Here is an 11,889-nt window from a genome sequence, read left to right as displayed (position 1 = left end):
ATTTAAAAACTCCGGACGGGAATTTATCCCGTGCCATGCAGTGGTTCGGAACCGGCTATACCCAAAAATTCAACATGTCAAATCACAGACAGGGTCATCTTTTTCAGGGTCGTTTTAAGAGTATTCTTGTTCAAGATGATGCGTATCTCATGCAGCTGTCCTGCTATATCCACCGAAATCCATTGAGGGCGGGTCTGATTAAGCGTCTTGCCGATTACAAATGGAGCAGCTATCCCTTCTACGCATATAAAAAGAAAGCGCCGTCCTGGTAAAAACCGACATGATCTGGGCACAGTTTCAAGGAGAGGATAAACGTAAGGCATACAGGGCCAAGGTTCAGAAATACTCCGATGAAGGCAATCGAGTTTGGGAAAAAATAAAGCACGGTCTGGTATACGGTAGCCACGGTTTTGTCTTAGAAATTAAAGATCGGTTTTTGGCAGGCGAAATCCATGATGAACTTCCCCAGCACAACAGCTTGTTCCGGCAATGTAATCCGAGCGATTTGTTGACCAATGCTTCGGCAATCTTGGGATTTGATCTTGATGCGGCCCGTAAGGCCAAAAAGATCAGCCGTATTGGAAAAGATCATCGGGATTTGTTGATATATCTGCTCAGAGATGCAGGGCATATGTCAAATCGCGAGATTGGTGCGTTTTTCGGCTTAACCTATTCGGCTGTGAGTCAACGAGCGAAGATCGTTGCAGGCAGGATGAAAGACGATGGAGAGCTGAAAAAGAAATACAGATCTTTAAAATCAAAAATCAAGGGGTGACCCTACTACTGTAGATTGTGCAATCAGGCAAAAACTCCACTGCTTACATTGGATAAAAAACTTTGCGAATATTTCATCTAATGAAATAGTTGATATTATTCGTGATGGGAGAGAAAGATAGAACAACTGCATGCAGGAGATTGCTTCCGCTGCGCTCGTGTGCCACCCCTGATGCACACGTTGCACCCCTGCTTTCAGATATGCACATTCTCAATCGGTTCGGCGACGAGCATTGAGATTATCAGTTTTACATCATTCCGCCATCCGCGTTAAACATTGACGTTTATCATAAAATGATCAATTCAATGAGCTGCGGGAGGTGAAAGGCAATGAAAAATCTGTTTGCGACACGGTGGGGCATCATCGGCGTGGGACTTGTCATCGGCATTCTGGCCGCCTTGCTTCAAAAATTGGGTAATCCCGGCAACATGGGCATCTGCGTGGCCTGTTTTGAGAGGGATATCGCAGGGGGGCTTGGTTTGCACCGCGCAGGCGTTGTTCAGTACATCCGGCCGGAAATCATCGGGTTTGTCCTGGGGTCCCTGATCGCCGCGTACAGCTTCAAGGAATTCAAACCCCGCAGCGGGTCGGCCCCCGTTATCCGCTTTGCCCTGGGTATGTTCGCCATGATCGGCGCCCTTGTTTTTCTGGGTTGTCCCTGGCGGGCCGTCCTCCGACTGGCCGGGGGGGACGGCAATGCGATTCTGGGGCTTCTGGGCCTTGCCTTCGGCATCGGCATCGGCGTCCAGTTCCTTAAAAACGGTTACAACCTGGGCCGCAGCCAGGCAACGCGTTCGGCGGCGGGCTGGGTTCTTCCTCTGTTCATGCTGGGTCTGCTGGCCCTTATCCTGATCTATCCCCAGGTGGACGGCCAGGACAAAAGCGGGGTTCTGTTATACAGTCTCAAAGGCCCCGGCGCCATGCACGCTCCTTTGTGGATCGCCCTTTTCGTCGGGCTGGGTGTCGGCTTTCTGGCCCAGCGCAGCCGGTTCTGCACCATGGGCGCGTTGCGGGATCTGATTCTGTTCCGCCAGATCCATCTTTTGTCCGGGGTGGTCGCCCTTCTGATTGCCGCTTTTGTTGCCAATCTTGTTTTTGGCCATTTCAAGCCGGGGTTCAGCGGTCAGCCGGTGGCCCATACCCAGCACATCTGGAATTTCGCGGGCATGGCCCTTGCCGGTCTGGCTTTCGCCCTGGCCGGAGGCTGCCCCGGCCGTCAGTTGTTTCTGGCCGGTGAAGGCGACGGCGACGCGGCGGTCTTTGTCCTCGGCATGATCGTTGGCGCTGCCTTTTCCCATAACTTCGGGCTGGCAAGTTCACCTTCAGGCATCGGACCCCACGGCATCGCCGCACTGGTGGTGGGTTTCGTCTTCTGCCTGTTTATCGGTTTTTCCATGCGGACGAGCCTGAAACGCTGACACGGATTGATAAGGAGACCACACCATGAGTACCACAGTCGATGCACGGGGCCTGTCCTGCCCCCAACCTGTTCTGATGACCCTTGACGCCATTCAATCCGGAACGGACACCGAGTTCCTGATTCTGGTCGACAACGAAGCCTCCCGGGAAAACGTGATCCGGGCCGCCGCGGCCAAGGGCTGCCGGATCGGTGATGTCACCCGGGACGGTGATGACTGCACCATCCCCATTTCCAAAGGATAGAAAAAAGGTGTTCGGATTTGGACTGTTCAGGAAAAAAGATCGTCGGGAACGGAAATCTTCCGCCGATCAGGCCATCCTGGTGTTCGAAAACACCAGCGAGGTGATCCAGGCTGAAAACCTGCTTCGGGGCAAGGGCTGGACCATCGAGGTCAAAGGCCCGCCTCCGAATCTCCGGACGGGATGCGACCTGGTCATCGTGATTCCGCTGATCGAGGATCTTGTCATCATGCGCCAGTTGACGGATGCGGGACTTTCGCCCCTGTCCCTGGTGCCGGTGACCGATCCCCTGCTCACCCCGGTGGATGTCTATCAGATCAAGGATTTCGGCGAATACCTGATGGTCCGCGCCGCCAACATGAAGCTGACGGTGGAGAAGAAGACGCAGATGATCGTCAATGTTTCCGGCGGGGGCTGCCCCGACGTGCCCTATCTGGCATGGCAACTGGTGGGACGCCCTCTGGCCGAGGCTCCGCGGCCCGGACGCATCGGGCACACCCTCTGCGGCTACGCCCTGGAACTCGCCTATCAGGAGATGATGCGCCAATGCTCGCCATAGTCGGCACGGTCCCCGATGACCGTTTCCCCATGACCCTGGGGCCCGTGACCCTGTCCGGCGACCACCTTGTCCTTGGGGATCACCGCATTCCCGTCAACCGGGGGACACCGGCTCTGATCGGATCGGCCCTCATGGCGGCGGAGGTTCTGGGCGGTGTGCCCATCCTGGCCTGCCTGGCCGGAGACATCGGCCTTGGCGGCGGCAGCCGGGCGCTTTACCGTCACCTTACCGAACACCTCAAGGACCTCGCCCCGGATGTTCTTTGCTTTCATTATCTGCAACCGGACGTGGACTGGCACAACAGGATTCTGTTCACGGTGGACGACATGGAGCGGCGCCCGATCCTGATCGCCGACGCGGGGTTCATGTACGCCGCGAAAATGAGCGGCCAGGCATCGGCCTACGACCTGTTCACCCCGGATGTGGGCGAGTTGGCCTTTCTGGCCGATGAAATCGCTCCACATCCTTTTTACACCCGGGGCTTCATTCTCCACGAGGACAACCGGGTGCCGGATCTGATCGCCCGGGCCTGTGCCAACGACAATGCGGCCCGCCACCTGATGGTCAAAGGACAGCCGGATTACGTGGTCGAGAAAAGCCGTATCATGGCCGCCATCGATGGGCCTTCGTCGGCGGCCATGGAAGCCGTCGGCGGAACCGGCGACACGCTGACGGGCATCATCTCCGCCCTCGCGGCCTCGGGCATGCCCATCGTCCGGGCCTGCACCCTGGGCGCACGGACCAACCGCCTGGCCGGTGCGCTTTCGAATCCCACCCCGGCCACCCAGGTCATGGACATTATCCGGCACATCCCAGGTGCCCTGTCCCAGGCCCTCAAGGAGGAGCCCCGCCCATGACCGGCCCCGCCATTACGCCGACACTCTCTGTCCTCGACGTGGTCGCCCAATGGCCCGAGACCCAGGACGTGTTCCGGCGCTACGACAGCCTTGCCGGCGAATGCATCTGCTGCAACGCACTGTTCGACACCCTTACCGAGATGGCTCACAGATACCGTCTGGATCTTGATCGCCTGTTGAAAGACCTGGAGAAAGCGGCAGGAGCCGACCCGGCAACATAAGATCAAGACGGGTTAAGGGCATGCAGGATCGTGGCGGCCATGACATCCCGCCTGACCGGTTTTTCCAGATAGCCGTTGATGCCCAGAGCTTCGGCTTTCTGCCTGTCGATGTGGTCGCTGAAGCCGGTGATAAGAATCACGGGGATATCCGGTCTGATGTCGCGGATATGCCTGACCAGCTGCTCTCCGGACATGCCCGGCATGGTCATGTCGGTGATCACCAGATCAAACCTTCCGGGATCCGATCGAAAGATTGCAAGCGCCGATTCAGGACGGCTCTCACCCTCGACCCGATAGCCGAGCCGCGTCAGCATGATGCGTGACATGGCCATCAGGGACGCTTCATCATCCACAAGCAGAATACGTTCCCCCTTACCGGCAGGCACAGACGGTTCATCGGGCTCCGCCTCGCACAGCGCATCGATCAGCGGGAAAAAAACCTCGACGGTGCAGCCCTGATCCGGTTCACTGGTGACGGTGATGCTGCCCCCGTGGTCCGAAACAATGCCGTGGGCCACGGAAAGCCCGAGGCCTGATCCTTTACCGACCTCTTTGGTCGTAAAGTAGGGATCAAAGATACGGTCTTTGATGTCGGGAGAGATACCATGGCCGGTATCACGGACCATGATGCGGACAAATCGCCGCGATACCTCTGCTCCGGGCTCATCCTTTGTCGCCTCTTCCCGCATGACGGCGGCGACGTCAATCTCAAGGGACCCACCCGAGGGTTCCATGGCATGGGCGGCATTGGTGCACAGGTTGATCAGAACCTGCTGAATCTGGACGGCATCGCCCAGAATCGTTGCCGAGGGTTCACGGATCGACCTCTGAATGACAACCGACGACGGCAGGGTCGCCCTCATCAGATCGACACTTTCATTCACGCAGGCAACAAGATCGATGGGTCGTTTGGATCGTTCACTTTTTCTGCTGAAGCTCAAAAGCTGACTGACCACTTCCGTCGCCCGCATTCCTGCCTTTCGTATTTCTGACAGGTACGGATGGGCCGGATGATCCGGTGAAACGGAATCTGAGGCCAATTCGGCATTGCCAAGAATGATGCCGAGGATATTATTGAAATCGTGGGCGATCCCCCCTGACAGTGTCCCGATGGCTTCCATTTTTCTTGCCTGACGCAGCTGGTCTTCCAGCTCTTCTTTCTCCTTCTGCAAGGCTTTCTTTTCGCTGATGTCCCGGCCGATGGCCAGAACATGATACCGGCCCCTTAGGGCAATCCGGCTCAGGCTGATATCGGAGTGAAACAGGGTCCCGTCCGGCCGCTGATGGACCCATTCAAAGGAGGTTGGCTCTCCTTTCAGGGTGCGTTCGAGAAACACCCGGCCGAGTTCTCCGGAGGGCCCCCCGGCCTGTGTTTCCGGAGAAAAGTCAAAGGGCGTTTTACCGATAATGTCTTCTTCCCGGCCCCCCAGCATGGCCAGGCCTTTGGGATTGGCCTCCACATAGGTGTCGTTGTCGAGGATGTAAATGGCGTCGCCCGCCGATTCAAACAAGGCCCGGTAGCGGGCTTCACTCTCCCGGGTCTCTGCCTCCGCCCGTTTCCGTTCCCGTATTTCCGCCTGAAGCCGTCTGTTCCAGGCATAGAACAGACCGAACGCCGCAAGAACGGCACACCCGATGCCGCCCCCCCACCACATCACTTTGTTTAGGGCAATACCCGCAGGGTATCCGATCTTTATCCATCTTCGGCTGATGACATCTTTTTCTTCGAATGAAATCCGGGCCAGGGTTTTATTGATGATGGTCTGAAGTTCCGGCCAGTCGCTCCTGATCCCCATGGTATATCGGGTCGTCTCCCACGGCAGCGCCTCCGACACCGTCAGATTGGTCAGGCCTTTGGCGGAAATCAGGTAGGCGGCCACAGCAAGATTGACGATACAGGCATCGGCGTGGCCCAGGGAGACCATGTCCAGATTTTCACCGACCGTTTTTGTTTCAAGATACGAGATGTTCAGATGGGGATACCGGTTCTCAAGGGTGCTGTAGACCATCAGGGATGTGACCAGGGCCACTTTTTTCCCGTTCAGGCCTTCGACATCGGATATCGGGGGTGAATCGGTCCTCGTGACAATGACCACCGGATAGGTGAGATAGGGTTCGGAAAACAGCAGAAAACGCGACCGTTCTTCGGTCTTTGACAGGAAGGGAAACAGATCGATGTCTTTTGAACGGCCTTTCGCCAGGGCCTGCTCGAAGGTCAGGCCATAGGTGACCCTCAGCTCGACACCCAGGCGGTTTTCCATCAGCCGGACATAGTCGGCCACCATCCCCTTGAATTGCTCACGATCACCGTCTTTGTCCACCCACTGAAAGGGGGGAAAGGCAACGCCCACACCCAGACGAATGACCGGATGAGCTTTCAGCCAGTCCCTCTCGTCGGGCGTCAGATAGTCGTAGCCGCCGGCGGCAAAGGCGACGGACGGTGACAATACATAAAATAGAACAACCATGAGCCGTATGGCCCGGTCGATCAGTACCATGTTTTCCCCTTGAAACACCCGGCAAAAGGGGTGGCCGTCCGTGCGGTCACCCCAGGCGAGAATGGCTTATTTCCCCAGCATGCCGTCGCGTAATTCCTTATCGCCTGTAAACGTGTCGCTTTCAAGCAGCCATACGGAGAAGAGGGCTTTCTTGAAATTGAAATCCGTAAATGTTTCAATCAAGTTGCCGTCAACCCAACATGTCAGCCCTTCACCCGGCAGATACAGGTATTTCCAGACCTTGTCTTTTTCTCCGTCGACGGTGAGAGCTTTGAATCTGGCAATATCCGCCGCACCGGCGTCTCCACCTGCATAGGTAAACGCTTCATCCCACACCTGAATGATTTTGTCTCTGGGGCCGTTTCGTTTCCATGTCATGGTGATGGCCATGGGTTCGTCGGCATCGATAATCGCCTTTGAATCACTGGTCCTGGCTTTAAGATACAAGGAACCGGCATACACTTTGAACCCGAATTTTTTCCTCAGGCCCGATCCGTTGAGAATCAATTCACCTTTCCCGGAATCAAGGGTATCGGGTATGGTCAGCCCTCCAATCTCAAGTGCCGCCGCCGATGTCGCCGTCATCAACACGATCAGTACCATCATTTTGATTCGATTGAACATTCATCCTCCTCATGGTTATTGGGGTTCACAAACGGGCTTGAACGCGCTGTTCAAACCTCGAACTTCTCGATCATCTTTTTCAGTTTTTCAGCCATGCCCGCCAGTTCTTCCGCACTGTGGCTGACATGGGAACTGCTGTTTGACATTTCACCGGCTTCATGATTGACGCCTGCGATATCGTGGGTAATCTCGTTGGCCACCGTCGAGCACTGGGCGAGGTTCGCATTGACCTCCTGGATGCCAAGGGAGGTTTGGGCGATATTGGCTCCTATTTCATGGGCCGCTGCGGACTGGTCACCGATGGTCATTGCGATGGTTGAAATGATGGTGTTGACCTGATCGACAATGGCGGTGATTTTTTCGATGCCTGTAATCGTGTTTTCGGTTGTCTGCTGAATGCCCGTGATCCGGGCTTTAATCTCTTTGGTCGCATCGGCGGTCTGCCTGGCCAGTTCCTTTATTTCATTGGCGACAACCGCAAAGCCCCGGCCCGCTTCCCCGGCTCTGGCGGCTTCGATGGTAGCGTTCAAGGCAAGCAGGTTGGTCTGCTCGGAAATCTTTGTGATGGTTTCGGTAACGATGCCGATATCCCTGGCTGCCTTCTCGAGGAGCTCCATATCGCCGGAGGCCTGTTTGGCCTGGGCCACGGCCTCGTTGGAAATCGTTTTCGCCCTGTCCGAGTTTTTGGCAATTTCTCCGATGGTGGCCGTGTTCTCTTCGGTGGCCGCCGCGACGGAACTCAGATTGACCGTCGTCTGCTCGATGGCCGCCGCGACGGATTCTAAGTTGGCGCTCATCTCTTCGGCGGCGCCGGCCACCGTGTTGGAGCGGGACGCCGTGTCCTCGGAGCCTTTGGCCATCTGCACGGCGATCGCCTTGAGTTTCTCCGATGACGAGGACAGAACATTGACTTCATCGGCGATGTTTCGGAACATCCCCCCGAGATGGGTGACGGTTTCGTTGAGCGCCCCGGCAAGAATGCCGATTTCATCTTTCTGGTCGATCTTAAGCCGTGACCTGAAATCTCCTTTGGATAACTTTTTTGAAAACCGGACGGCCCGGACAATGGGAATGGTGATCTGCCGTGTGATCACATAGGCCAGGGCCAGCCCCAAGGCGATGGACACAAGCCCGATGACAAGGGCCAGGGCGGACCGGTCTCCCGCCATGGCGTTGACGGTTTTCGTCCTTGCCTCCGACGCGTTCCGCGCTTCGGTGTAAAGCGCCTCCACCCTTCCTTCGATGTCTTCGACGGCGTTTCTCATATCGGCATAGAGCCCGGCGATTCGCGCATCCTCGTCTTTCAGGTCGTCAAAGGCCTTTTTATACCTGTCGATAGCCTCAAATGAATTCCTGCTGTAATCCTCACTCATCGTCGAATGGCGGATCGCATCGACCAATTGGTCGATCGTCGCATGCACGCGTTTGACGTAGGTTTCTCCCCCGAAAAGGAGGTAATCCTTTTCGCTGCCTCGGACGTTCAGGATATAGGCCTTCGAATTGGGGAAATAGGTGATGCTCAGAATTTCGTTGACATCGGCAATGATTTGGCGGAGCTTGCCCACGTGCCTCATTTTTGCTTCCCAGTCGGCCGCGGCGACCATCGCGGCAAGGGTCGAACGATAATCTGTAATAACCTCCCGCACGATGTCTTTGGTCACATCCTCATTGGCATCGGACCGCTCGATGACCGTGTCGTAATCCGCCACGGCCTTTTCGAGTTTTTTCTCGAACTCCGGTTTTTTGGTGATGATCATCTCGTTTTGCATCTGAACGATTTTGAGCATGTGAACATAAAGATCTTCCACATCCACGTAGGTCATATTGCTGACGAAATTTTCCGCTGCTTTGGCAAAAACGCCCCTCAGCCCGGAATCCTTGTCAAGGCCGCGCTTTTCATATGCCGACACCAGCTGTTTGAACGTCCCGGCATAGGTGCCGACAAGGCCCTTGATCTTCTCGGCCAGCGCACCCATCCCGTCATTTTCTGCGCGACCGGCCATGTCGGAGATATGATCGGACCTGTCCATCAGCGAGGCAATGTCCCGGTCGATGCGATCCAGGTATGTCCGGTCGAGCGTCGTGATGAAGTTGTTTTCATTGATGCGGCACTGTTTCATCAGGGTGTTGACCGCCGACGCTTCATCGGCGAGGGACACATTGATGTCCATCAGGTCCTTGAAGCTATTTGTCGTGAACCGGACGGTCTGGTGATACATCCCGATCACACCGACAATCAGCAGCAGAACGATACCGAACCCGCCCACAAGCTTGACGACGATTTTCACGTTTTTGAATTTCTGAGCCGGTCCGTTGATCCAGGCCGGTGATATGGTCTTTCTGGTCAATTCATCCTCACTTTCCCGTCACGGAACCTCCGACGAATAAACAAACAGCTGTAAAATTAATTGATTGGATGTGTTTATGCAGGAATATGGAATGGCAAGATAAAAAGGATGGCCGCCATGAAAAAGTAGAATTCGGTGCATGGTCTTCTTTTTTTGATGATGGATCATTCGAGACCGGAAGGCGCCGCACTGTGACCCATTGAGAAAAGGCGACACGGACCCGGCCTTCACCCCACGAGAGAGGCATGGTCAGGCCAGATGTACAACAACAGCAACAAACAACGGATAACCGGGATGATACGCCATGGCTTCGCAATCCGTCAAGCATAAAGACGATGACGCCCGCATGACCGGAATCATCTTTAGCGTCAGGCCCTTTCCGCCCAGTCAATCCCGTTCGCGGCGCAGGGTGCTGCGGCGGATGATTCCGTCTTTCATCAACGGAGTCAAGCTGCTGAAACAGACCGAGTAGCCGGACACCCGAACGAGAAGATGGGAATAGTATTCCGGATGATTCCGGGCCTCGATCATCTGATCGGGGTCGAGCACGTTGGCCTGGACCTGCATGCCGCCCCACTGTCCCTCGTTCAGGGCCAGATCCACCAGAAGGTGCACGTTGACCATGGACGCCTTGGTGGAGGCGAAGCTCCGGCCCAGGGTGATCCGTCGTAAATCCGCGCGTGATAGTTCGGCCCACGCATGCGCAGCGCGTTTGTCACCTCGAGAACGATCATCGACAGGTCGTTGACCGCATCGTTCCCCTTGGAATCCACCCCCGCCCACCGTGACCATCCGGGCGTCGATGCGAGACGGCAGGTGGGATCATTTGTCCCACTCCAGAATATATTTTTTTACGGTTCGCCGGTCCAGGCGGGTGCGTTTGGCGACTTCTTCATAGGTTTTCAGCCTCTCGTAAAGAAGGCGGCAGTAGCCGGACATCAGACGCTGGGCGTCCAGGCTGCCTTCTTCGATGCCGCTGACCAGCGCGGCCTGGACCTCTCCCATGACCCGTTTCCGGTCGCCGGTGTAGGTGCGGTTCACAAGCACCCGGCGCACGCACTGCTCCAGTTCCCGGACGTTGCCCGGCCAGTCGTAGTCGGGGCCCAGCCTGCGGTCGATGACCTCGCGGACCATCTCGGTGTATTCCGGCGATTCGGTACCGACCATCCGTGTGACGGTGAAGGCCAGAAGGGTGTCCAGCTCGGCCGGGGTTTCCCGGATACGCCTTCGAAGCGACGGGACGGTGATGATGTCCGAGCACAGGCGATAGAAAAAATCGTCCCGAAACACGTTGCGGTTCTGGACCTCATCGAAGGAACGGTTGGTGGCGGCGATGACCCGGCCTGAAAACCGGCATTCGATGCGGCTGCCCACGGGGGTGAACACCCGCTCCTGGAGCACCTGGAGCAGCTTGATCTGAACCGGAATGGAAATCTCGCCGATTTCATCGAGAAAAATGGAGCCGTAGGGGCTGCATCGTTCAAACACGCCCTTGTAATCTTCAAAGGCACCGGTGAACGACCCTTTCTTGTGGCCGAACAGTTCGGACTCGATCAGGGTTTCGGGAAACTGGGACAGATTCAGCGAGACAAAGGACCGGGCGAAACTTTCCTTGAACGTACCGGTTTTTTCATCGAAGGGGATGTACCCGCTGCGACCGATGGCCATGGCCGCCGTCCCCTTGCCGGTTCCGGTTTCGCCGAGCAGGAGGGTGGAGAAATCCTCCATGCGGTTCCACAGGTAGCGGGTATAAAGGCTCATGTCGTGGGTAAACACGTTGTTCCACAACGTTCGCCTGAATTCCTTCATGGGCGTGCTCTGACCGATCAGGCTGTCCCGGATGAAGAAAAAGGCCCGCCTGATCTGGTAGCTGAGGGCGATGAAATGATGAATGCGCTCGGCGGTGAACCCCCGGGCTTCGAGATGGGCGATGGCCTGGCGGGCGAAGGGGACCTTGAGGCTCACCTCCCCCGCCGCGATCTGGTCACGGATCAGCCGGTCGAAACGGTCCCTGAACCGGTAAAAAAAATCGAACAGAAAGGCGTTTTCCACCAGGTTCCGATCCGTTCCCTGAAACGCGTTGATTCCCTCGCCACGGGTATCGAGGGCGTCAAGCCGGGTTCTCACCTCGTCCACGGTCTTGTCGATCAGCCGGGACCCGGGCACATCGGGAAACATCCCGGCGATGCGCAGGTCGATGTCCTGACGCGCGTCGCTGAAGGGGTTGGTGTACACCGCCTCGCTGACCAGTGAAAAAAAATGCCGCTGCTGTTCGCTGAGTCTGATCTTTCTTGACATCCCGCCCCCGCCGCCGACGCGAAAAATCGCGGCCATTAATTAATCGTATA

At 56.4% G+C, this 11,889-nt stretch carries 13 protein-coding genes; 7 read left to right on the top strand and 6 right to left on the bottom strand.

Annotated features, from left to right (window positions below; all coding sequences use genetic code 11):
* From ACYQ11_RS09045 to ACYQ11_RS09015, 7 genes are all read left to right on the top strand, one after another.
* The coding region (locus tag ACYQ11_RS09045) for a transposase (RefSeq protein WP_459923454.1) at positions 1-272 on the top strand (272 nt) is incomplete at its 5' end.
* 8 nt (positions 273-280) lie between these two features.
* On the top strand, positions 281-775 hold the full coding sequence (locus tag ACYQ11_RS09040) for a hypothetical protein (protein ID WP_459923453.1): 495 nt from the start codon (positions 281-283) through the stop codon (positions 773-775).
* Between the two features lie 329 nt (positions 776-1,104).
* Positions 1,105-2,193 (top strand): YedE family putative selenium transporter, encoded by a 1,089-nt coding sequence (gene yedE / locus ACYQ11_RS09035; RefSeq protein WP_459923452.1) that lies wholly within the window; start codon positions 1,105-1,107, stop codon positions 2,191-2,193.
* A gap of 25 nt (positions 2,194-2,218) precedes the next feature.
* A complete protein-coding gene (locus ACYQ11_RS09030) occupies positions 2,219-2,437 on the top strand; it encodes a sulfurtransferase TusA family protein (RefSeq protein ID WP_459923451.1) in 219 nt (72 codons plus the stop codon).
* Between the two features lie 7 nt (positions 2,438-2,444).
* Positions 2,445-2,993, top strand: a complete 549-nt coding sequence (locus ACYQ11_RS09025; protein ID WP_459923450.1) for a putative Se/S carrier protein — start codon at positions 2,445-2,447, stop codon at positions 2,991-2,993.
* Positions 2,981-3,850, top strand: coding sequence for an NAD(P)H-hydrate dehydratase (locus ACYQ11_RS09020; RefSeq protein ID WP_459923449.1), 870 nt, complete (start codon positions 2,981-2,983; stop codon positions 3,848-3,850). Before ACYQ11_RS09025 ends, ACYQ11_RS09020 begins: the two co-directional genes overlap by 13 nt.
* Positions 3,847-4,071: a hypothetical protein gene (locus ACYQ11_RS09015; RefSeq protein ID WP_459923448.1), complete on the top strand. Its 225-nt coding sequence runs from the start codon at positions 3,847-3,849 to the stop codon at positions 4,069-4,071. The genes ACYQ11_RS09020 and ACYQ11_RS09015 overlap by 4 nt, the downstream gene beginning before the upstream one ends.
* Before the next feature lie 2 nt (positions 4,072-4,073).
* On the opposite strand, the gene ACYQ11_RS09010 is transcribed toward ACYQ11_RS09015, so the two are convergent.
* The 6 genes from ACYQ11_RS09010 to ACYQ11_RS08985 form a co-directional block, all read right to left on the bottom strand.
* Positions 4,074-6,569 (bottom strand): ATP-binding protein, encoded by a 2,496-nt coding sequence (locus tag ACYQ11_RS09010; protein ID WP_459923447.1) that lies wholly within the window; start codon positions 6,567-6,569, stop codon positions 4,074-4,076.
* Between the two features lie 66 nt (positions 6,570-6,635).
* Entirely contained in the window at positions 6,636-7,193 is a 558-nt protein-coding gene (locus ACYQ11_RS09005; protein WP_459923446.1) for a chalcone isomerase family protein, read from the bottom strand.
* Positions 7,194-7,243: 50 nt separating this feature from the next.
* On the bottom strand, positions 7,244-9,541 hold the full coding sequence (locus ACYQ11_RS09000) for a methyl-accepting chemotaxis protein (protein ID WP_459923445.1): 2,298 nt from the start codon (positions 9,539-9,541) through the stop codon (positions 7,244-7,246).
* Between the two features lie 387 nt (positions 9,542-9,928).
* A complete protein-coding gene (locus ACYQ11_RS08995) occupies positions 9,929-10,165 on the bottom strand; it encodes a glycine radical domain-containing protein (RefSeq protein WP_459923444.1) in 237 nt (78 codons plus the stop codon).
* Positions 10,129-10,314, bottom strand: coding sequence for a hypothetical protein (locus ACYQ11_RS08990; protein ID WP_459923443.1), 186 nt, complete (start codon positions 10,312-10,314; stop codon positions 10,129-10,131). Before ACYQ11_RS08990 ends, ACYQ11_RS08995 begins: the two co-directional genes overlap by 37 nt.
* Positions 10,315-10,363: 49 nt before the next feature.
* A complete protein-coding gene (locus tag ACYQ11_RS08985) occupies positions 10,364-11,839 on the bottom strand; it encodes a sigma-54-dependent transcriptional regulator (RefSeq protein WP_459923442.1) in 1,476 nt (491 codons plus the stop codon).
* Between the last annotated feature and the right edge of the window lie 50 nt (positions 11,840-11,889).

The sequence above is a fragment of the Desulfatiferula olefinivorans genome (assembly GCF_054657895.1).
This window is presented reverse-complemented; position numbering and strand designations above follow the sequence as displayed.